This window comes from Pseudomonas sp. CFBP 8758 (assembly GCF_014841725.1).
Taxonomy (GTDB): domain Bacteria; phylum Pseudomonadota; class Gammaproteobacteria; order Pseudomonadales; family Pseudomonadaceae; genus Aquipseudomonas; species Aquipseudomonas baltica.
On the sequence record NZ_JACYUK010000004.1, the window covers coordinates 174,152 to 195,022 of the forward strand.

Sequence of the window (20,871 nt, forward strand, 5' to 3'; positions counted from 1 at the left end):
TCGCACTTATTTCGGAAAAAGTTCGAAAAAGTTACTGAATATTTATCTTCGTCAGGGGGTTGAATTGTTTCTTCAACTCCCTGACCTTGTACTTCAAGAGGCGATGAATATCAGTGTCATCGAATCTCTAGCTAGCAAGCCGAATAAGGGATGAACTATGCAGATCCAGGTCAATAGCGATAACCATATTCAAGGCGATGCCCGCCTGCAGGAGTGGGTACGCACCGTAGTGGAAAACGCAGTCGAGCATTATCAGGAGGATCTCACCCGTATCGAGGTTCATCTCGCCGACGAAAACGGCCAGAAATCCGGGCCCGACGACATGCGCTGCCAGATGGAAGCGCGTCCAAAAGGTCACCAGCCCATTTCCGTGACGCACAAGGCTGAAACCTTGGACCTGGCGGTCGATGGCGCCGCCGAGAAGCTCAGCCACGCTTTGGAGCACATGTTCGGCAGGCTGCGCAACAAGCGTGCAGCCAACCAGCAAACCATTCCCGATGGTCCGAACGAAGCCTTGCTCGAGGAAGAGTTTCTGGAAAACGAACAGGTGCTCAACAGCAAGTCCTGAGCCCTGCAACGTAGGAAAAGGCGAGCCCTGGGCTCGCCTTTTTTATTGCCTGCGAATAAGTTTTTCAGTCCGGGCACGGCGATTGCTACATCAATTGCGACAAAGTAGGGCGGCAGTTACATATAGCAAAAGATGAAACGCGGTGCCGACCAGCGGTCTTGAACCAGTAACTAATCGCCTAGTCCATTAACGAAGTTCGACTATTGCAGGTAGTACATCATGGATAATCCATTCCAAGCCCTGAGCGATGCGTTCCAACCCGAGTACCGCGTCAACCTGAGCATTCAGCGCCTGGATGGCAGCATCATGCTGACCTTGTCCAACGAGCGCGGCGTTGCCGCCAAGCGCGTGATCACCGCCGAACAGCGCAACGACCCCAAGCGCATGCGTCGGCTGATCGAAAGCATTCAGTTCGGCATGGCCATCGAGCAAGGTGGCAGCGCCATGCAGATCCTGGCGGCGATGACCGATGCCGGCAACGTCGAGAAGCTGGGCAGCAAGCCAGCCCTCCGCGCCAACGCCGCGCACACCTCACCGGTCGCCGCCAGCCTGCAATGAGCCGCCGTGCGGCTCAGTTGTCGGACTTCTCCTTTACCGATGGATAGCGCGAAGACCCATAGCGCACCACCAGAATGGCGAAAGCTAGGAGCAGGATGCCACCGCACAGGTAGATGATGCCCAGATCCGGTGCATTGTGGTGCGAGACATCGCCGATCAGCAGGCGAGTCAAGGCGGTGATTGCCACGTACAGCAGAAAGCGGATGGGCATGTGGTTGGTCTTGAAGTAGATCCCCACCATCGCCCCCAACTCCAGATAGATGAACAGCAGCAGGATGTCGTCCACGCTCACGCTGCCCTTCTCTACCATCCCCAGAAAAGCGCTGACGGCCGCCCAGGCGGTAATGGCGCCAATGCCGAACAGTGCCAGATAGTGGAACGCCTCAACACACAGATTGCCCAGCGAATCGGCCTGGGCGTGCAGGCTCCCGCGAAGCTTTTCGGCCCATTTCATTGCCTGTATTCCTTTTGCCAACCGATGGTGAGATGCGCCTGAACGCCTATGCTCGTTCAGGGCCTGCAGCATAAGGGCCAGGCATGGCTGGTGAGAAGCAGCCAGACTGTCGCAGGGCCCCTCGTCGGCACCTCTGTTCAAGCCTGCCGATTTGCCTTATGCTTGGCACTGTATAAACGAACAGTAGTTTTACTGAAACCATTCCCTAGGCAAATGAGGTGGTCAATGGCCGTCGAAGTGGTATACCGCAGCAGCCGAGATCTGGAGCGCCTGTTTATGGACAAAGCTGAAGCCGATCGTCACGACAAAATGCTCGAGCTGGCTGAGTTGCTGGCAGACGTACTGAAAAAAGCCGTCCCGTCACTCGATGACAAACAGGTCGAAGACGCCGGTATCTACATGGCGAAAAACCGCGACATCTTCGCCAAGGCATTCAAGAGTCAGCCCGATGCCCTGAACGAGTTGCTCACGGCTACGGCCGACCCCGCCGAGCAGGCCTGATCGTCAGGCCTGCAGCGCTTGCACGAACTCGGCCAGCCAGGGCTCTGCGTCGGTTTCCGGGGTGACGCTTTCGCTGGCGTCCAGGCGCAGCATGTCCTGAACCTCGTGCACGCCCAGCTCTGCAAACAACTCGCGCAACTGCTCGCCGCCGCCGCAATAGGTGTCGTAGCTGGAGTCGCCCAGCGCGATCACACCACCGGGCAGGCCACGCAGCGCCGCCGGCAGTTCATCGCGAAGCTGAGCGTACAGCGCCATGATGTTGTCCGGCAGTTCGCCCATGCCGGTGGTCGAGGTCACCGCCAAAACAGCCTCGGGCGCGAATGCCAGCACGTCCTGCAGAGTGGCTCGCGGGTTGTGCCAGGCCTGGATATCCTGTCGCTTTAGCAGCTGCTCGGCATGCCGGGCGACTTCCTCGGCCGCGCCGTAGACCGAACCGCTGAGGATGGCAACTTTCATGATGACTGTCTCGGACCGTTGAAAGCGCTGATCTTACCAGCCCGACCGCGCATTGAAAGACAGGATCTGACGTACTGGGATCCCTCCCGCAGCCCGTATGAATTAGACTACGCTGCACGCTAGGGAACCCTGACATGATCAATGCGAAGCTGCTGCAACTGGTGATCGATGCGTCCAACGACGGCATCGTCGTCGCCGAACAGGAAGGCGAGGACAACATCCTCATCTACGTCAATCCGGCGTTCGAGCGCATGACCGGCTATACGTCACTGGAAATGCTCTACCAGGACTGCCGCCTGCTGCAGGGTGACGACCGCGACCAGCCTGCGCGCCAGCGCGTGCGCGAGGCGATCGACCAGGGGTTGGCGTGCCGCGAGGTGCTGCGCAACCACCGCAAGGACGGCAGTTTCTTCTGGAATGAGCTGTCGATCACCCCGGTACACAACGACAGCGATCAACTGATGTACTACATCGGCATCCAGAAAGATGTCAGCAGCGAGGTCGAAGCGCAGCAGCGCATCGTCGCGCTCGAGCAGCAGGTGGCGGCGCTGCAACAGCGCATCGTCGAACTCGAAACCCCTGCCCCGCCCGGTGCGGTATGACCGCCATGGACGTTTTCCAATGTTGCTTCGAGTCACCCTTTGCCGCGAGTGCACGCCATGCCGCCTGATGTGTTGCTGACCCAGGACGAACTGGAGTTTCTGCGGGCGATGCAGGCCAACCCGCAGCTCAATGTTCGCGATACCCTGCTCAACCTTTCCATCAAGGGTGGACCGCAGGTTCGCGATCTGCTGATGCGTCTGGCATCCCACGAACAGGTCACCATCGAAGCACACCTGGAAAACCAGCAGATCAGCTTTCCGCTGCAGGTCGTGGAAGACGAGTTCCAGGCGGCGCACCTGGAGCTCGGGGCACCCAGCATCTATGAGGACGGACCGATGTTGCGCCCGTGGCGGCTGAGCCTCGCGCAGCCGATCGTGCTGCGCGACGGCGAAGGGCGTGACAGCGACTTCTGGGTCCGTGACATTTCCTTCAAGGGCGCCTTGCTCGAGGTCCGCAATGGGGCACAGGCCCCCTCGCAATTCCAGCTGTGGTTCACCCCCGAAGGGTGCGCACCGATCCCGTTGCGCGGTTCGATGATTCGCGAGGCCGAGCACGGCTTGTTTGCCTACCGGCTCAGCCAGAACAACGCCAAGGCGATAGAGTCCTTGCGCCAGTTCATTCTGATGCACCACCAGCTGGTGCATCCGCAACTGCACACCTGAATGCGCCGAATCAGCTGTCCAGATGCCCGGCTAGGTACTGCTGCAAACGCCGTTGCATCAAACGTCCATCGCTGCCCAGGCAGGCGATCTCAGTGGATCGCAGGCTGTCCTGCATGATTTCGGACAGCTCTCCGGCCAACAGCAACGGGCAGCTCAGGGCGTTGTTCAGTCTGGCCAGCTGCCGTGGCAGTGCCGGTGGCGCTGGGCGATTGGAGAACAGCACCACTGCCTGGGGCGCGAGCTTTTCACAGACCAGGCTCAGCTCTTCGAGCGGCTGGCCCAGACCGAGCAGTTGCACTTCGACTTGCGGTCCGCCCAGCAGCAGGCCTGCGACCTGAAGCTCGAGTTCCCGGCACTGCTCTGGTATGGCCACCAGCAATACCCGGTTGTCCTGGCCCTGATCGGAAGCCAGGCGCAGCCGTTGCAGCGTGCGGGCACGCAGGAAGGTGTCGAGGAACAACCATTCGCTGGCCCGGCCGAAGTGGCCCTGATGCACCAGCAGCTCCTGCCAGACCGGCATCAATACCTGTTCGAATACCACGGCCAGCGGATAGCTGGAAAACACCTGGCCGTAGATCTGATCGAGCCGAGCTTCGGCAAACTCACGTACGCACTGGCGAATCCGCTCCTGCCACTGCTGCCATTCACCGTGCTCGTCGCAGGGCCCGGGCAGCGCGGTTCTGGCCTGCTGGGTGCGCGCCAGAATCTTGCCCACCTTGCTCACCGCCACGCCCCGCTCTATCCAGCCCAGGATACTGCGCACCTCTTCGATATCGGCCAGGGAGTACAGGCGGTGCCCACTTTCGGTGCGGGTAGGCTGCACCAGACCATAGCGGCGCTCCCACGCACGCAGCGTGACCGGGTTGATCCCGGTCAACCGGGCCACCTCGCGAATGGGGTACAGCTCGTCCAGCGCGTGGTCTTGCACGCCGGGCAATCGGGTGCCGGATTCGCTCATTGCTAGTCAACCGCCGCCAGGAACAGGAACGCACAGTGTAACCGCTGGCAGAGGCTTGGGGTTTGTGGATGATCCAACCGACGGTAGATGTGCACGCAGCGGTTTTCGGGAATAATACTTGCTTGATTTCAGATGCACGCCACCACCCCGGCGCTGCATTCGATGGAGGCTCCTACCCGGAGCGCCAGACTGCCTGGAGATACACGATGTCTACCTCCCCCGTTACCCTGATGGTTGCGCGCCGCGTGGCCGATGGCAAATATCAGGACCTGATCGCCTGGCTGCATGAGGGCGAACAACTGGCCACCGATTTTCCAGGTTACCTGGGTTCAGGCGTTCTGGCGCCCGCGCCGGGCGATGACGAATTCCAGATCATCTTCCGTTTTGCCGATGAAACCACGCTGCATGCATGGGAGCATTCTGCCTCCCGTCGCTCCTGGCTTGGCCGTGGCAGTGAACTGTTCGCCCAGCCACACGTGCACCGGGTCAGCGGCACCGAAGGCTGGTTCGGCGACAGTGGCCTGCAGCGCCCGCCGCGCTGGAAACAGGCGGTGGCCATCTGGCTGGCGTTCTTTCCGGTATCGCTGATCTTCAACTTCCTGTTCGGTCACGTGCTGAACGAGATCAGCCTGGTGCCCAGAGTCATGCTCAGCACCCTGGCCCTGACCCCGCTCATGGTGTTCTTTTTCATTCCGCTGTCGACGCGCCTGTTGCGCGGCTGGTTGCACGCCACGCCGAGCCGGGCGCCGCTGCCCAAGGCCAAGGTGGCGTGAACGGCCGGACCTGCTGCGCTTTGTGATATAAATCGGCTCAGCAACCTGCCGACGAAGAGCTCGCCCCATGCCTCACCCGATCCTCATTACCGGCGCCAGCCAGCGCATCGGCCTGCATTGTGCCGAACGCCTGCTGGGCGAAGGCCAACCGGTCATCATCAGCTATCGCCAGGAGCGCGAAACCGTTGCGCACCTGCGCGAGATGGGCGCGGTGACCATCCATGCCGACTTCGCCAGCGAAGCCGGCATCCTGGCCTTCATCGACGCACTCAAGGCGCAGACCACCCAGCTGCGTGCCATCGTGCACAATGCCTCGGCCTGGATCGCGGACAGCGCCGCAGACGAAGCCGCCGCGTTCCAGCAGATGGTCAATGTGCACATGCTGGCGCCCTATCTGATCAACTTGCACTGCGCCGACCTGCTGCGCGCGTCGAAACCTGCCGACATCGTGCACATCAGCGATGACGTGACGCGCAAGGGCAGCGCCAAGCACATGGCCTATTGCGCGAGCAAGGCGGGACTCGACAACCTCACGCTGTCGTTCGCGGCACGGTTCGCGCCCGCGATCAAAGTGAACGGGATTGCCCCGGCGCTGATTCTGTTCAACCCGGATGACGATGCCGACTATCGCTACAAATCGCTGGCCAAGTCGGCCCTGGGCATCGAGCCGGGTGCCGAGGTCATCTACCAGAGCCTGCGCTACCTGTTGGAAAACCCCTATGTGACGGGCACGACCTTGACCGTCAACGGCGGCAGACACGTAAAATAGGCATGCCTGCGTCGGTTCGGCACGACGCTGGCCCCGAACATTCTGCGGAGCACACAACGATGGCACCACTGCAGCCAGGAATGGCACGCATCCGGGTCAAGGACCTGCGCTTGCGCACCTTCATCGGTATCAACGAAGACGAAATCGTCAACAAGCAGGATGTGTTGATCAACCTCACCGTCCTGTATCCGGCGCTCGAAGCGGTGCGCGACAACGATATCGAGCATGCCCTGAACTACCGCACCATCACCAAGGCGGTGATCCAGCATGTGGAGGGCAACCGGTTTGCCCTGCTCGAACGCCTGACCCAGGAGATTCTCGATCTGGTCATGCAGAACACCGCCGTGCGCTATGCCGAAGTGGAAGTCGACAAGCCCCATGCGCTGCGCTTCGCCGAATCGGTTTCGATCACCCTCGCCGGCAGCCGCTGACCGGTTGCCGCCCAGCAGGAGAGCGACATGAACGAACAACAACGCCTGGAATTGGAAGCAGCGGCTTTCCGCCGCCTGGTGAAGCATCTGGACGAACGCAAGGACGTGCAGAACATCGACTTGATGAACCTGGCAGGGTTCTGCCGCAATTGCCTGTCCAAGTGGTACAAGGCGGCCGCCGACGAGCAGCAGGTCGAGGTCAGCCTCGATGAGGCCCGCGAAGTCGTCTACGGCATGCCCTATGCGCAGTGGAAGGCGCAATACCAGCAGGAAGCCAGCGCCGAACAGCAGGCGGCCTTCGCCAAGGGGACGCCCAATGCGTGATGTAAATTCGCTGCGCGCCAGCCTGGCCAGCGGTGAACATCAGTTCGCCGCGACGCTGGCCTTCGTCGCCGAGCACTATGCCTATGAGCCACAGGCATTCAGCAACGGCGCTCTGGACAATGCTGCCGGGCAGAACGAAGGGTCCTGCAAGACCCTGGGCCTGGCACTGCTGGAAGGCTTGAGCGATGAAGAGGCACTGCTGGCGTTTGGCGAACACTACCGTTCGGTGGTGGCGACGCCCGAGGGCAGTGATCACGGTAATATCCGCAACCTGATGGCGCATGGGTTGGCGGGGGTGAAGTTTTCCGAACAGCCGCTGACCCGTCGGGGCTAACGGGCAGGCATGAAAAAACCGACCTGCAGGGGTCGGTTTTTTTCTGCCCGGCTTTGGGGCCTCTTCGCGGGTAGAACCCGCTCCCACAGGGACAGTGTCCCTCACTATGAGTACAACACCCTGTGGGAGCGGGTTCTACCCGCGAAAGCCGCGCTGCGGTTCTGGATCAGAACGAAGCGTTGGCCAGCCCATCCAGATAACGCTCTACATCCAGCGCTGCCATGCAGCCGGCACCGGCCGAGGTAATTGCCTGGCGGTACACATGGTCAGCCACGTCGCCGGCAGCGAATACGCCCTCGACGCTGGTCGCGGTGGCGTTGCCTTCACGCCCGCCCTGAACCACCATGTAGCCGTCCTTCAGAGCCAATTGCCCGTCGAACAACGAAGTGTTCGGCGTGTGACCGATCGCGATGAACACGCCATCGACCTTCAGCTCTTCGGCAATGCCATCGTTGTTGCGCAAGCGCGCACCGGTCACGCCCATGTTGTCGCCCAGCACCTCTTCCAGCGTGGCATTGAGCTTGAGTTCGATCTTGCCTTCGGCCACGCGAGCATGCAGCTTGTCGATCAGGATCTTCTCGGCGCGAAAGGTATCGCGACGATGGACCAGGGTCACCTTGCTGGCGATGTTGGCCAGGTACAGCGCCTCTTCGACCGCCGTGTTGCCGCCGCCCACTACCGCAACTTCGCGGTTGCGATAGAAGAAGCCATCGCACGTGGCACAGGCCGAAACGCCCTTGCCCATGAACGCCTCTTCCGACGGCAAGCCCAGGTACCGCGCGCTGGCGCCGGTGGCGATGATCAGCGCGTCGCAGGTGTAGGTTGCGCCGTCACCCGTCAAGGTGAACGGCTGGGCAGCAAGGTCAACGGCATTGATGTGGTCGAAGACGATTTCGGTTTCAAAGCGCTCGGCGTGCTCGCGCATGCGCTCCATCAGGGCCGGGCCGGTCAAGCCATGGGGGTCGCCTGGCCAGTTGTCGACTTCGGTAGTGGTGGTCAACTGACCGCCTGCCTGCATGCCGGTAATCAGCAGCGGCTTGAGGTTGGCGCGCGCAGCGTACACGGCAGCGCTGTAACCGGCAGGGCCGGAGCCCAGGATGATCACGCGGGAATGACGGGTTTGAGACATGACTAACTCCTGACTGCCGGACGTTGGCGCCGATCCGGTGCGGCTGGAATAAAAAGGACTGGCAAGGCACCTTGGGGAAGGTTCAACGCCGCCAGCCCAGAAACTTGCCCGTGAAATCCAGGCAGGGTCAGCGCTTACAGGCTCTTGGCATTTCCAGCCAGGTAGTCGGCGACGCCCTGGGCATCGGCCTTCATGCCTTTCTGGCCCGGACGCCAGCCGGCCGGGCAGACTTCACCATGCTGTTCGGTGAACTGCAGCGCTTCGACCAGTCGTACCATGTCGTCGACATCGCGACCCAGCGGCAGGTTGTTCACCACCTGGTGCTGCACGACACCTTGCTGGTCGATCAGGAACGAGGCACGCAGGGCCACGCCATCTTCGTGCTCGACGCCGTAGGCGCGGACGATCTCGTGCTTGACGTCGGCGACCATGGTGAATTCGACCTCACCGATACCGCCCTTCTCCACCGGCGTGCTGCGCCAGGCGTGGTGAGTGAACTGCGAATCGATGGACACACCGACCACTTCGACACCCAGCTCGCGGAACTTGGCGATGCGGTTGTTGTGGGCGATGATTTCCGATGGGCACACGAAAGTGAAATCCAACGGCCAGAAGAACAGCACCACATACTTGCCACGCAGGGACGACAACTTGAAGCTGTCGACGATCGAACCGTCGCCCAGTACGGCAGCGGCGTCGAAGTCAGGGGCTTGGCGGTTGACCAGAATGCTCATGAAGAACTCCTTGGAAGCGAAGATGGGAAAGGGTTGAAATTCGATGTGTCCAAGCTTAACGAGGTGGGCCCGATTAGGGAAATACCCTTTGGCAATCCAACCCATAGCCCTCGTCTATACGCGAACGGGCCATTCGTGCAGAGCACGCAAGGTTGTTACCGGCCATTGCCGTGGTTCCCGAGCGTCGGCAAAGCCGGTACTGTCAGCACGTTTCCCCTGTCTCGGAGTTGTCCATGCCTGTCCCTGCACTGTCCGGCCCGCAATACCTGCGCGAGGGCCTGAAAATGGTCTTGTCCCCCGGGCTGCGGCTGTTTGTACTGCTGCCATTGAGCATCAACCTGGTGCTGTTCGTTGGCCTGATCTACTTCGCCGGCCACCTGTTCAGCGGGTGGGTCGACCACTTGATCCAAAGCCTGCCCAACTGGCTGGGTTTCCTCAGCTTCATACTCTGGCCGCTGTTTGCGGTGCTCGTAGCCTTCATGGTGTTCTTCAGCTTCACCATGCTGGCCAACATCATCGCCGCCCCTTTCAACGGTTTTCTCTCCGAGAAGGTCGAGGTGGTCGCGCGGGGCAAGGACGACTTCCCTGCCTTCCGCTGGACCGAACTGTTTGAAATGATCCCACGTACGCTGGCTCGCGAAGCGCGCAAGCTCGGCTATTTCCTGCCCCGCGCCCTGGCACTGTTCGTACTGTCGTTCATCCCTATGCTCAATATCATTGCCGCCCCTCTGTGGTTGCTGTTCGGGGTCTGGATGATGGCTATTCAATATATCGACTACCCCGCCGACAACCACAAGATGAGTTGGCAGGACATGCTCGCTTGGCTGCGGCAGAAGCGCTGGCGCAGCCTCAGTTTCGGCGGCATCGTTTACCTGGCACTGCTGATCCCGGGAGTAAACGTTTTGATGATGCCTGCAGCGGTGGCAGGCGCGACATTGTTCTGGGTGCGCGAGCGACAATAAGTCTTTGGCGATAACCACTGGTCGTTAATGATTACGGCCAGTTCATAATCGACTATTCTACCTCTACCCAGAAACGTTTGCGTCATTGACAAACGCCTGACACGTTTCTTCAGTTCTTTCCAGCCACGCCGCGCACAGCGGTTGGCAACGGTAACATCCCACTGCCTTACATCGCGCCTTCAAGATGTAACCTGTGCATTCCAGTGGTCAGGTTGATTTGCAACTATCACCTTGAACTACTGGAGCATCATCAATATGAATCGGAAACTGGCAGCTGAGTTCCTGGGCACATTCTGGCTTGTGTTCGGGGGGTGTGGAAGTGCCATATTCGCCGCCAAATTCCCGGAACTGGGTATTGGATTCGCGGGTGTATCGCTGGCGTTCGGTTTGACCGTGCTCACCATGGCGTATGCGGTAGGGCCTATCTCGGGGGGGCACTTCAACCCTGCCGTCACCGTTGGACTGTGGGCCGGTGGCAGGATCTCTTCCAGTGAAGTATTGCCCTACGTACTGGCTCAGGTTGCTGGAGCGATAGCCGCGGCAGCAGCGCTTTGGATGTTCTGGCTCGCGCCGATCATGGGCGGATTGATCGGAGGCTGGGTGGGCAGAGCCATGGGCGAGAAAAATGATCTGAAGATTCCCGCCCATGTGTAGGCTCGGTCGCTTCGTCATGAAACTCTATCAAGATACTGTACGCTTGCTCCCACGTCGCAATTGCAACCATCGCGAGGCTGTGATGATTCCGACTTTTTCCGCTGATAAACGACTGAAGCACTGGCATGTTTCCTGGCATATCATGGAACGTGAAATCTTTTGCGTCGAGTGCGGCGGATTGCAAACGTATTCAACCTCTTCTCAGCCTTTCAATTCGAATCACTTGGCGAAATGCGCTAATGACAGCTGCGAGCCACAACATCCGTGGCAGGAATTACGCGAAATACTGTTCGACTGGAAACTTGAAGTCATAAAAACCTCATGAAAGCGCCATACTCGCGCAACACAACGCTTCGAAACTGAGCTGATGACAGCTCCCTCTCTGCATATCACCCTGGTTACCGAAACTTTCACCCCCGAGATAAACGGGGTCGCCAGTACGCTCGAGTATCTGTGCGAAGGGTTGCGCAGCCGCGGGCACCGAGTGGATGTGGTGCGTCCGCGACAGGCACAGGACAGAGGCCTCGGCGACGATGTGATGTTGTGTCGCGGCTGGCCGATACCCGGCTATCCGGGGCTGCAGTGGGGCGAGTCGTCCGGGCGACGGCTGGTGCGGCACTGGCGCTCGAGGCGGCCCGATGTGGTGTATGTCGCCACACCGGGTCCACTGGGCTTGAGCGCACTGCGCGCGGCACGGCTGCTGGGTATCGTGGTGGTCAGCGGCTTTCATACCAACTTCCAGCAATACGCAGCACAAAGTGGGTTGGGGCTGTTGACGCGTGTGGTGACGCATTATCTGCGCTGGTTTCACAACCGTACGCACATGACCCTGGTGCCCAGCCACGGCCAACGCCTGGAATTGCAACGACGCGGCTTCGAGCGCTTGCATCTGCTGGCGCGCGGCGTCGATGGTCAGCTGTTTCATCCTGCGCGGCGCGGCCTGACGTTGCGCCAGAGTTGGGGACTGGCGGAGGGCGACCTGGCGGTGATCCATGTCGGACGCCTGGCGCGGGAGAAGAATCTGGACCTGCTCGCACGCACCTTCAGCCATCTGCAGGCGCAGTATCCACAGCGCGTGATGAAGTTGATCGTGGTAGGTGACGGGGGGCGGCGAAGCAACCTGCAGCAAAAGATGCCCGAGGCGATATTCTGCGGGGCATTGCGCGGCGAGGTGCTGGCTGAACACTACGCCAGCGGCGATATCTTCGTGTTTCCCAGCCTTACTGAAACCTTCGGCAACGTGGTTCTGGAAGCGCAGGCATCAGGGCTGGCCGTGGTGGCCTACGATGAGGCCGCCGCCGCGCAGCACATTCGCCACGGGCACAGTGGCGCGCTGGCCATGCCGGGCGACGAGGCGGCGTTTCTCGAGGCGGCGGGCTGGTTGCTGGAAAATGAAGAGAACTTGCGGCGGGTCCGCCTCAATGCGCGCCGACATGCCAGCCGTCAGGGCTGGGCGGCCATCGTCGAGCAGTTCGAGAAGCAGCTGAGCGGTGCGTGCTACGTGACGTCTCCAGTGGCCCTGGCCAACACCGCAGCGCCCCTTCGCGGCCGCTGACCGCTCGTACAGAGGTAGAGATGTGGCGGGGCAAAAAAAAGGGGCACGTCGCAGACGTGCCCCTTTTTTGCATCTGCGCCTGGCCGCTCGCAAGAGCGCCTTGCCCAGATCAGTGGTGATGACCACCCTCGCCGTGCACGTGGCCGTGGGCGACTTCTTCCTGGCTGGCGTCGCGGATGTCGACGACCTTGACCTTGAAGTGCAGACGCTGACCGGCCAACGGGTGGTTGCCGTCGACGGTGACGTCGTCGCCATCCAGATCGCGGATGGTCACGATCTGCATCTGGCCATCAGGCGCGGACGCGTGGAACTGCATGCCCACTTCCAGCTCGTCGACGCCTTCGAACATGCTGCGCGACAAGGTGCTGACCAGCTCGGCCGCGTACTCGCCATAGGCATCTTCAGGCTCGATGGCGACGTCCAGGTCGTCGCCGACCTGCTTGCCGTCCAGCGCCTTTTCCAGGCCGGGGATGATGTTACCAGCGCCCTGCAGATAGACCAGCGGCGCGCCGCCGGCGGAGCTGTCGATAACCTCACCGGCGTCGTTGGTCAGGGTGTATTCGATGGAGACAGCCTTGTTGGCGGCGATCAGCATGAGGTAAGACCTTTTGCATAAGAATGTAGAACGACCAAGTGTAACCAAGGGATGGCGTGAAAGCGAACCCACTCGGCCAGTGGTCGACCGGACACGATGCGCGCGGCCGTTGGGCCTTCTGCACGCATCTTGAGGTTATGACTGCCTGCGGCGCGATTCGTTTCTACTTGCGGGCCGTGGCGTGATGCTTGTAGCGTGCAGCCCGAAGCTCACCCGAGAAGCTCGCATGCAAACATTTTTCATCGCGCCGACCGATTTTGGCGTCGGCCTGACCTCCATCAGCCTGGGGCTGGTGCGCACCCTGGAGCGCGCCGGCCTGAAAGTCGGCTTTCTCAAGCCCATTGCCCAGCCACACCCCGGCGATCAGGGCCCCGAACGCTCGACCGAACTGGTGGCCCGTACCCATGGCCTGCAACCACCCAAGCCCCTGGGCCTGGCGCATGTGGAACGCATGCTGGGCGACGGTCAGCTCGACGAGTTGCTCGAAGAGATCCTGACGCTGTACCAGCAGGCCTGCGTCGGCAACGATGTGGTCATCGTCGAAGGCATGGTGCCCACGCGCCACGCCAGTTATGCGGCCAGGGTCAACCAGCATCTGGCGAAAAGCCTGGATGCCGACGTGATTCTGGTGTCGAGTGCCGAGAACGAAGTGCTCGCCGAGCTTTCCGGCCGGGTCGAGTTGCAGGCGCAACTGTTCGGGGGCCCGCGTGATCCCAAGGTGCTGGGCGTCATCCTCAACAAGGTCCGCACCGATGAAGGCATTGACGTCTTCGCCGCCCGTCTCAAGGAACACTCGCCCCTGCTGCGTGGCGGCGATTTTCGCCTGCTCGGCTGCATTCCCTATCAGGCCGACCTCAACGCCCCGCGCACGCGCGACGTGGCCGAGCTGCTCGGCGCCCAGGTGATCAACGCCGGTGACTACGAGCAGCGGCGCATGAACAAGATCATCATCTGCGCGCGCACAGTGCTCAATACCGTGCAGCTGCTCAAACCGGGGGTTCTGGTGGTCACCCCAGGCGACCGTGACGACATCATTCTGGCAGTGAGCCTGGCCGCCATGAACGGCATGCCCCTCGCCGGGCTGCTGCTGACCAGCGACACCCTTCCCGACCCGCGCATTCTCGAGCTGTGTCGGGGCGCCTTGCAGGCCGGCCTGCCGGTGCTGTCGGTGAGCACGGGATCCTATGACACCGCCACGCGCCTGAACCAGCTGAACAAGGAAATCCCCATTGATGACCGCGAGCGCGCGGAGATCATCACCGATTTCGTCGCTGGCCATCTGGATGCCCAATGGTTGCACCAGCGCTGTGGTACCCCGCGCGAACTGCGCCTGTCACCGGCGGTGTTCCGCTATCAGCTGATCCAACGCGCGCAACAGGCCGACAAGCGCATCGTGCTGCCCGAAGGTCACGACCCCCTGACCATCCAGGCGGCCGCCATCTGCCAGACGCGCGGCATTGCACGCTGCGTGCTGCTGGCCAAGCCAGACGAGGTGCAGGCGGTCGCCAGCGCCCACGGCATCGCACTGCCCGAAGGGCTCGAGATACTCGACCCCGACCTGATCCGCGGTCGCTACGTGGAGCCGATGGTTGCCCTGCGCAAGAGCAAAAGCCTGAACGCGCCCATGGCCGAGCAGCAGTTGGAAGACAACGTGGTGATCGGCACCATGATGCTGGCCCTGGATGAAGTGGATGGCCTGGTGTCGGGCATCGTCCATTCCACTGCCAACACCATCCGCCCGGCCCTGCAGTTGATCAAGACCGCGCCCGGCTGCAGCCTGGTGTCCTCGGTGTTCTTCATGCTGTTCCCCGATCAGGTGCTGGTGTATGGCGACTGCGTGATGAACCCGCACCCCAGCGCTGCGGAACTGGCAGAGATCGCCCTGCAGAGCGCCGACTCCGCCGAAGCCTTCGGCATTGCCGCGCGAGTGGCGATGATCAGCTATTCGAGTGGCAACTCGGCCAGTGGCGAAGAAGTCGAGAAGGTGCGTGAGGCCACCCAGTTGGCCCAGGAGATCCAGCGCGACCTGCTGATCGACGGCCCGCTGCAATACGATGCGGCCGCCAATGAAAACGTGGCGCGCCAACTGGCCCCGGACAGCCGGGTCGCCGGCCGCGCGACGGTGTTCGTGTTTCCCGACCTGAACACCGGCAACACCACGTACAAGGCGGTCCAGCGCAGCGCCGATTGCGTGAGCCTGGGGCCGATGCTGCAAGGACTGCGCAAACCGGTCAACGACCTGCCGCGTGGCGCTCAAGTCGATGACATCGTCTACACCATTGCCCTGACTGCCATCCAGGCCAACCGCACCATCGACCTCTAGGACCCTTCTCTTGAAAACGCTTACCGGCCTGTGCGCCGCGCTGCTGCTGGCGCTGAACACCCTCGTTTGCTGCACGCCGCTGTTCATCGTCAGCCTGATCAAGCTGTGCCTGCCGTTCGCGGCGGCGCAGCGTGTGACCGACGAACTGATGCGCCACATCCACGAAGCCTGGATCAGCAACAACAAGGGCTGGATGAACCTGCTCGGCGGTATCGGCTGGAAAGTCGAGGGCTTGCAAGGCCTGGACTACCAGCACTCCTACCTGGTGACCAGCAACCACCAGAGCTGGGTCGATATCCTGGTGCTGCAATACGTGCTGAACCGGCGCATTCGCCCGCTGAAGTTCTTCCTCAAGCGCGAGCTCATCTGGGTGCCGGTCATTGGCCTGGCCTGGTGGGCGCTCGGCTTCCCGTTCATGAAACGCTACTCCAAGGCCTATCTGGCCAGGCATCCGGAAAAGAAAGGCGAAGACCTGCTCACCACGCGGCGCGCCTGCGCCAAGTTTCGCGGCAAGCCGACCGCCATCTTCAACTTCGCCGAAGGCACGCGCTTCACCCCGGCCAAGCACGCGGCCCAGGCATCACCGTTTCGCCACCTGCTCAAGCCCAAGGCCGGTGGCATTGCTTTCGTGCTCGATGCCATGGGCGAGCAACTGCAGTCGATGGTCGACGTGACGGTGTTCTATCCCAAGGGCGCCCCCGGGTTCTGGGATCTGCTGTGCGGTCGGGTGGGCGAGATTCATGTGCTGTTCGAAGAGCTGCCGATTCCGGCGCAATTCATCGGCCACAGCTACGATCAGGACGACGAGTACCGGGCTCGCTTCCAGGCATGGGTCAACGCGCTGTGGACGCAGAAGGACGCGACGCTCGAGCGACTCGAGACACACTGATCACCCATGAAAAATCCCGCTGTCAGAGCGGGATTTTTCATGGCCGAAGCAGTGATTACTGCTGCGGGTATTGCTGGCCTGGAATCGGCTTGAGGTTGACTTCGACACGGCGGTTCTGGGCGCGGCCGTTGGCGTCGGCATTGCTGGCGATCGGCTGGTCGGGACCTGCGCCGCGGACCGACAGGCGCGAGCCATCGACACCCTGGGAGGTCAGGTAGTTGCTGACCGCCTGGGCGCGTTGCAGCGACAGGTCCATGTTGTGCTGGCGGCTGCCGGTGCTGTCGGTGTAGCCGACGATCTCGATGTTGTTCTCGTTGAACTGCTTGAACGAATTGCCCAGGTTGTTCAATGGCGAGTAGAAGCTGCTGGAGATGTTCGACGAGTCGGTGGCGAAGGTGATGTTGCCCGGCATGATCAGTTTGATCTGATCGCCCTGGCGCTGCACTTCGACCCCGGTGTTGGCCATGCTTTCACGCAGCGCGGCTTCCTGGCGGTCGGCGTAGTAGCCATAGCCTGCCGAAGCGGCACCCGCCACGGCAGCGCCGATCAAGGCACCCTTGCCGCGGTTGTTGTGGTCGATGGCGGCACCGGCCACGGCACCGGCCAGTGCACCCAGCCCGCCATACTTGGCGGTCTTGCTGATGCCCGACGAACCCTGGGCCTGGCCCTGGTTTTCATACGGATTCTGCGACGCGCACCCGGACAACAGGGCGATGGCAGCGGCGGCAGTGATCAAGCGACGCGAGGTAAACATGGGCAACTCCTACTACAAGAAGGCGGAAATCTGCAAAACAAAATACGGCGGGTCATGGACCTATGACTGCTTTGGACGGCAAACCCCGGGAAAGATTCCCCACACCGGGCCGACCAGGCTCGACGCCTGCAGCTTGCAAAGAGCCGCTTAAAAATGCACGCCGAAGCTGAGTTCGAGGAAGTCGCGGTCATCCACCGTGGTGTACTTGCCGTCGAAGAAGTTGGTGTACGACAGGCTCGCCGTGTAGGTGTTCTGGTACTCGGCATCGAGCCCGAGGCTGACCGCCTTGCGACCTTCCTCGAAGTTGCCGCCGGGGCTCGGCGAATAGCCGGACACATCGTGCGACCACGCCACGCTGGGGCGCAGGTTGATCCCGGCGAGCACGCTGTTGTAGTCCCAGATGGCGCGGGCACGATAGCCCCATGCGGTGCTGGTGGTAAAACCGCCGTCGGTGCAGTTGCGCGAACGATTGCTGGTCGAGGCACCTGGACCCGCAGCGGCCAGGGTAGCGCTGTTGAGCAGGGTTGCGCAGGTGTCCAGGCCATTGGTGGCGGGCAACGCACCGGGACCATGCACCGCGTCGCGACCGTAGCGCCTGCGCGAACTGCTCTCCAGGCCACCGACATGGGTAACGCCTACCTCGCCCACCACGGTCAACCGATCTGCGCCCATGACCTGATCGAAGAAATGCGTCAGGGTGGTCTGCAGCTGGGTGATTTCCTTGCGGCGGTAGCCCTTCAAGTCCTGGCCGGGCGTGCCGTCGAGCAGCGACGCATTGCTGTAGGTGCCGCCCAGCGGGCGCGCACCGGCATAGAGAATGTCGGTGGTGTTGAGCTGCACCGGTGCATTGGGCCGGTAGCTGACTTCGCCACTCCAGGCAGTGCCGGTAGGCAGCGTGGTGGAAAAGCTCAGCCCGTAAAGACGAATGTCTTCGGGGTAGTCGTAGAAGTAGCTGGAATTGCCGGCCACCAGCAACGGCGCCAAGGCCCCGGCGCGCGACGCTGACGCATAGGTCGCGGTCGATGCGCCGGTGGCGTTGAACAGCGGCAGGCGGCTGTGGTAATTCATGAAGTAGGCACCGAACTCGGTGTCCAGGGGGTCGTAGTTGTAGTGCAGCGCCACGCCGAACTGGCCACTGTCGCGCGCATCGCGGTCCGCACCGCGGCGCACCAGCACCCCCTCCTCGTTGACATTCACACCGGCAGCGGCAAGCGCTGGAAGATCAGCGGCAGGCAGGCCCGAGCGCTTGCTCAGCAGGCGCAGATTGTCGCTGCAGCCATCGGCGGCAACGTCTGCCCGGGCGAAGAACGTGCCGCAGTTGTCAGCCACCGTCTGGTCCCATTCGAGCTGGTAGAAGGCCTCGGCCGAGAGGTTGTCGGTCAGGCTCTGCGAGACGTAGAACAGATTGACCGGGACCAGCCCTTCCTTGATCTCGGCACCGGGTCGGCGCAAGGCCGAGACGTCGATCGGGTTGAGGGCGTTGATGCCATTCTGGATGAAGGTGCTCTCGCCCCAACTGACCACCTGCTTGCCCAGACGAACGCCGCCTGGCTGATCGGCGATGGCGTAGTTGTGGTAGACGAACGCGTCGAGAAGCTGCGCGCCGGAGGACTGCGCGGCCTCCTTGCGATGGACGTCGCTGATGTCCTTGAAGGGACGGCCTTCGTCCTTGAGTTCGAAGTCGTACCAGTACTTGCCGCGAATGAACACGCCGCTGTCGCCGTATTTCAGTTCCAGGTCGTGCAGCCCTTTGAAGACCTTTGAAAAGGTTTCGCCCTTTTTGAAGTTCAAGCGACCGTCGTCGGCTGTCTGCGACAGGCCCGAGCCACCATTGTTGGCGCCGATCAGGTTGCGGTTCGCCCCGGCCGTGGACCAGCTGGCGCCGACCGACAGCGCGGTATCGAACTGCCCCTCGATTTCGCCGATGTTGAAGCTGACGGCAAGCGCCGGCCCGGCAAGCGTCGCCAGACCAACTGCCAGGGGTAATCTGGCCCGGCGACAGGACAGGTGTACTGAGTTCATCGACGCTGATCCATGTTCCGCTGTTCTCTGTTCGTTAGGGTGCTGGCAAGGGGCACTGCGCCGCCATTATAGCCAGCCAGAAGCGCTATCCGACGCCAGCGCGCGGCAGGTTTCAGCGTATTTCACTGAGGGCGATCTTCACCCCCAGCGCCACCAGCACCACGCCCATGGCGCGGTCGAACCAATGGCCCATGCGCGCGAAGCCTTCGCGCACCCGGCGCTGGCTGAACAGCATGGCGACCAGGCAGAACCACAGCGCCGTGGCCAGCGCCAGGTACACGCCGTAACCGGCCTGCACCGGCAGCGGCGTGTGCGGACTGATGACCACGGTAAACAGGGAAAGAAAGAACAAGGTGGCCTTGGGGTTCAGGCCATTGGTCATGAACCCGGCCACATACGCGCCCTTGGGCGTGCGCTGGACCGGCGCCGCGCTGCTGGCCTGCACGTCGACCGCGGCCGGCTTGGCGCGCAGGGCCTTGAAACCGATGTAGAGCAGGTACGCCGCAGCGGCCCACTTCAGCACATTGAACAGCACGATGGACTGGGACACGATCAGGCCGATCCCCAGCAGTGAATAGCCCACGTGGACGAAGATCGCCGTGCCCACCCCCAGCGCGGTCCACAGACCGGCCCGGCGTCCGTGGCTGACGCTTTCGCGCACCACCACCGCAAAATCCGGACCCGGGCTGGCCACCGCCAGCAAGTGGATGAAGGCAACGGTGAGAAATTCGGTCCAGTACATGACGGCAGGCTCCAGGCGCGGCAGATGCAAACACGGTGATTGCAAAAAACAGCCCCGGACGCTACCTCAGGTCAGCAGGCCAGGGCCACAAGATTTTCATCCAGCAGCTATGGTAGAACATCCACATCCCCTTCAAGAGGTTCACCCATGCCCGCTACCCGTGCCGCCTTCCTCGACTACAGCTCCCTGGACCTGGGTGACCTGGACCCTGCCGCGCTCAAGGCCTGCTTCGAAGACCTGCAGTTCTACCCCAGCACGACGCCTGCGCAACTGCCCGAGCGCCTGCGCGGCCTGAACGTGGTCATCAGCAACAAGATCGCCCTGAATGCCGCGACCCTGCAGGCCTGCCCGGACCTCAAGCTGGTACTGGTGTCGGCCACGGGCACCAACAACGTCGACCTTGCGGCCGCGCGCAAGCTGGGTATCACCGTGTGCAACTGTCAGGGCTACGGCACCCCATCGGTGGCCCAGCACACCTTGATGCTGTTGCTCGCCCTGGCGACCCGACTGCCCGACTATCAGCGCGCCATCGCGGCCGGCAAATGGCAGCAAGCCAAGCAGTTCTGCCTGCTGGATTTCCCCATCGTCGAACTGGAGGGCAAGACCCTCGGCCTGCTGGGCCATGGCGAGCTGGGCGGCGCGGTTGCCAGGCTGGCCGAAGCCTTCGGCATGCGCGTGCTGTCGGGGCAGATTCCCGGCCGCCCGGCACGCGCAGATCGCCTGCCGCTGCATGAACTGCTGCCGCAGATCGACGCGCTGACCCTGCACTGCCCGCTCAACGAGCACACCCGACACATGATCGGCGCACCCGAGCTGGCGCTGCTCAAGCCCAGCGCCTTCGTGGTCAACACCGCGCGCGGCGGCATCATCGACGAGCAGGCCCTGGCCGATGCCTTGCGTCGTGGCCACCTGGGCGGTGCGGCCACCGACGTGCTCAGCGTCGAGCCACCGGTAGACGGCAACCCCCTGTTGGCCGACGATATCCCACGCCTGATCATTACCCCGCACAGTGCCTGGGGCAGTGTCGAGGCGCGCCAGCGCATCATTGGCCAACTGGCGGAAAATGCCACGGCCTTCTTCGCTGGCCAGCCCATCCGCAGCGTCTGAAACCGGCCCTGGTC

25 protein-coding genes and 1 pseudogene are annotated in these 20,871 nt (G+C 62.0%); 17 read left to right on the forward strand and 9 right to left on the reverse strand.

Features of this window, described 5'->3' with window-relative positions:
• Positions 1-157 precede the first annotated feature (157 nt).
• Both IFT75_RS10115 and IFT75_RS10120 read left to right on the forward strand, forming a co-directional pair.
• Complete coding sequence (locus IFT75_RS10115) at positions 158-568, forward strand: HPF/RaiA family ribosome-associated protein (RefSeq protein ID WP_122475152.1); 411 nt, start codon at positions 158-160, stop codon at positions 566-568.
• A 219-nt stretch (positions 569-787) separates the two neighbouring features.
• The gene (locus IFT75_RS10120; protein ID WP_192054670.1) at positions 788-1,126 is read left to right on the forward strand and encodes a DUF3509 domain-containing protein; all 339 of its coding nucleotides are present in this window, start codon (positions 788-790) and stop codon (positions 1,124-1,126) included.
• Between the two features lie 13 nt (positions 1,127-1,139).
• Here IFT75_RS10120 and IFT75_RS10125 read toward each other — a convergent pair whose 3' ends face one another.
• Entirely contained in the window at positions 1,140-1,580 is a 441-nt protein-coding gene (locus tag IFT75_RS10125; RefSeq protein WP_122795304.1) for a phosphate-starvation-inducible protein PsiE, read from the reverse strand.
• A 225-nt stretch (positions 1,581-1,805) separates the two neighbouring features.
• On the opposite strand from IFT75_RS10125, the gene IFT75_RS10130 reads away from it, so the two are divergent.
• Entirely contained in the window at positions 1,806-2,081 is a 276-nt protein-coding gene (locus IFT75_RS10130; RefSeq protein WP_122475156.1) for a YebG family protein, read from the forward strand.
• A gap of 3 nt (positions 2,082-2,084) precedes the next feature.
• Here IFT75_RS10130 and IFT75_RS10135 read toward each other — a convergent pair whose 3' ends face one another.
• Positions 2,085-2,537, reverse strand: coding sequence for a flavodoxin (locus IFT75_RS10135; RefSeq protein ID WP_185795029.1), 453 nt, complete (start codon positions 2,535-2,537; stop codon positions 2,085-2,087).
• A gap of 134 nt (positions 2,538-2,671) precedes the next feature.
• On the opposite strand from IFT75_RS10135, the gene IFT75_RS10140 reads away from it, so the two are divergent.
• Positions 2,672-3,139: a PAS domain-containing protein gene (locus IFT75_RS10140; protein WP_122475159.1), complete on the forward strand. Its 468-nt coding sequence runs from the start codon at positions 2,672-2,674 to the stop codon at positions 3,137-3,139.
• 57 nt (positions 3,140-3,196) lie between these two features.
• Complete coding sequence (locus IFT75_RS10145; protein ID WP_185795028.1) at positions 3,197-3,802, forward strand: hypothetical protein; 606 nt, start codon at positions 3,197-3,199, stop codon at positions 3,800-3,802.
• Between the two features lie 10 nt (positions 3,803-3,812).
• On the opposite strand, the gene IFT75_RS10150 is transcribed toward IFT75_RS10145, so the two are convergent.
• Positions 3,813-4,760: a MerR family transcriptional regulator gene (locus IFT75_RS10150; RefSeq protein WP_192054672.1), complete on the reverse strand. Its 948-nt coding sequence runs from the start codon at positions 4,758-4,760 to the stop codon at positions 3,813-3,815.
• A gap of 206 nt (positions 4,761-4,966) precedes the next feature.
• Between IFT75_RS10150 and IFT75_RS10155 the strand changes: the two genes are divergently transcribed.
• From IFT75_RS10155 to IFT75_RS10175, 5 genes are all read left to right on the forward strand, one after another.
• Positions 4,967-5,533 (forward strand): antibiotic biosynthesis monooxygenase, encoded by a 567-nt coding sequence (locus IFT75_RS10155; protein WP_122475163.1) that lies wholly within the window; start codon positions 4,967-4,969, stop codon positions 5,531-5,533.
• Between the two features lie 67 nt (positions 5,534-5,600).
• A complete protein-coding gene (folM, locus tag IFT75_RS10160; protein ID WP_122475165.1) occupies positions 5,601-6,302 on the forward strand; it encodes a dihydromonapterin reductase in 702 nt (233 codons plus the stop codon).
• A 59-nt stretch (positions 6,303-6,361) separates the two neighbouring features.
• Complete coding sequence (gene folX / locus IFT75_RS10165) at positions 6,362-6,733, forward strand: dihydroneopterin triphosphate 2'-epimerase (protein ID WP_049861227.1); 372 nt, start codon at positions 6,362-6,364, stop codon at positions 6,731-6,733.
• 27 nt (positions 6,734-6,760) lie between these two features.
• On the forward strand, positions 6,761-7,057 hold the full coding sequence (locus tag IFT75_RS10170) for a DUF1244 domain-containing protein (protein WP_049861226.1): 297 nt from the start codon (positions 6,761-6,763) through the stop codon (positions 7,055-7,057).
• Positions 7,050-7,391 carry a HopJ type III effector protein gene (locus IFT75_RS10175; RefSeq protein WP_192054674.1) on the forward strand — a complete coding sequence of 114 codons (342 nt, stop codon included), beginning with the start codon at positions 7,050-7,052 and terminating at the stop codon, positions 7,389-7,391. The genes IFT75_RS10170 and IFT75_RS10175 overlap by 8 nt, the downstream gene beginning before the upstream one ends.
• A 166-nt stretch (positions 7,392-7,557) precedes the next feature.
• Here the strand turns inward: IFT75_RS10175 and trxB are convergent, their stop codons facing one another.
• Positions 7,558-8,520 carry a thioredoxin-disulfide reductase gene (gene trxB / locus IFT75_RS10180; RefSeq protein ID WP_192054676.1) on the reverse strand — a complete coding sequence of 321 codons (963 nt, stop codon included), beginning with the start codon at positions 8,518-8,520 and terminating at the stop codon, positions 7,558-7,560.
• A 134-nt stretch (positions 8,521-8,654) separates the two neighbouring features.
• Positions 8,655-9,254, reverse strand: a complete 600-nt coding sequence (locus tag IFT75_RS10185; RefSeq protein WP_122475170.1) for a peroxiredoxin — start codon at positions 9,252-9,254, stop codon at positions 8,655-8,657.
• Between the two features lie 233 nt (positions 9,255-9,487).
• Between IFT75_RS10185 and cysZ the strand changes: the two genes are divergently transcribed.
• The 4 genes and pseudogenes from cysZ (at position 9,488) to IFT75_RS10205 (ending at position 12,425) form a co-directional block, all read left to right on the forward strand.
• Positions 9,488-10,216 (forward strand): sulfate transporter CysZ, encoded by a 729-nt coding sequence (gene cysZ / locus IFT75_RS10190; RefSeq protein WP_122795313.1) that lies wholly within the window; start codon positions 9,488-9,490, stop codon positions 10,214-10,216.
• Positions 10,217-10,471: 255 nt separating this feature from the next.
• Positions 10,472-10,757: pseudogene (locus IFT75_RS10195) on the forward strand (aquaporin); the annotation flags it as partial.
• Positions 10,758-10,886: 129 nt separating this feature from the next.
• Positions 10,887-11,195 carry a hypothetical protein gene (locus tag IFT75_RS10200; protein WP_192054678.1) on the forward strand — a complete coding sequence of 103 codons (309 nt, stop codon included), beginning with the start codon at positions 10,887-10,889 and terminating at the stop codon, positions 11,193-11,195.
• A gap of 42 nt (positions 11,196-11,237) precedes the next feature.
• A complete protein-coding gene (locus IFT75_RS10205) occupies positions 11,238-12,425 on the forward strand; it encodes a glycosyltransferase family 4 protein (protein WP_192054679.1) in 1,188 nt (395 codons plus the stop codon).
• 109 nt (positions 12,426-12,534) lie between these two features.
• On the opposite strand, the gene IFT75_RS10210 is transcribed toward IFT75_RS10205, so the two are convergent.
• On the reverse strand, positions 12,535-13,020 hold the full coding sequence (locus IFT75_RS10210; RefSeq protein ID WP_122475177.1) for an FKBP-type peptidyl-prolyl cis-trans isomerase: 486 nt from the start codon (positions 13,018-13,020) through the stop codon (positions 12,535-12,537).
• Between the two features lie 226 nt (positions 13,021-13,246).
• On the opposite strand from IFT75_RS10210, the gene pta reads away from it, so the two are divergent.
• Together pta and IFT75_RS10220 are read left to right on the forward strand one after the other, a co-directional pair.
• Positions 13,247-15,343, forward strand: coding sequence for a phosphate acetyltransferase (gene pta / locus IFT75_RS10215; RefSeq protein ID WP_192054681.1), 2,097 nt, complete (start codon positions 13,247-13,249; stop codon positions 15,341-15,343).
• A gap of 10 nt (positions 15,344-15,353) precedes the next feature.
• A complete protein-coding gene (locus IFT75_RS10220; RefSeq protein ID WP_192054682.1) occupies positions 15,354-16,232 on the forward strand; it encodes an acyltransferase in 879 nt (292 codons plus the stop codon).
• A 55-nt stretch (positions 16,233-16,287) separates the two neighbouring features.
• Here the strand turns inward: IFT75_RS10220 and IFT75_RS10225 are convergent, their stop codons facing one another.
• The 3 genes from IFT75_RS10225 to IFT75_RS10235 all read right to left on the reverse strand — a co-directional run bounded on the left by IFT75_RS10225 (position 16,288) and on the right by IFT75_RS10235 (position 19,750).
• The gene (locus tag IFT75_RS10225; RefSeq protein WP_122475182.1) at positions 16,288-16,986 is read right to left on the reverse strand and encodes an OmpA family protein; all 699 of its coding nucleotides are present in this window, start codon (positions 16,984-16,986) and stop codon (positions 16,288-16,290) included.
• A 147-nt stretch (positions 16,987-17,133) separates the two neighbouring features.
• Positions 17,134-19,008, reverse strand: a complete 1,875-nt coding sequence (locus IFT75_RS10230) for a DUF1302 domain-containing protein (RefSeq protein ID WP_192054684.1) — start codon at positions 19,006-19,008, stop codon at positions 17,134-17,136.
• Between the two features lie 112 nt (positions 19,009-19,120).
• Positions 19,121-19,750 (reverse strand): LysE family translocator, encoded by a 630-nt coding sequence (locus IFT75_RS10235; protein ID WP_122475185.1) that lies wholly within the window; start codon positions 19,748-19,750, stop codon positions 19,121-19,123.
• Positions 19,751-19,897: 147 nt separating this feature from the next.
• On the opposite strand from IFT75_RS10235, the gene IFT75_RS10240 reads away from it, so the two are divergent.
• Positions 19,898-20,857: a 2-hydroxyacid dehydrogenase gene (locus IFT75_RS10240; RefSeq protein WP_185795022.1), complete on the forward strand. Its 960-nt coding sequence runs from the start codon at positions 19,898-19,900 to the stop codon at positions 20,855-20,857.
• Positions 20,858-20,871: the final 14 nt, after the last annotated feature.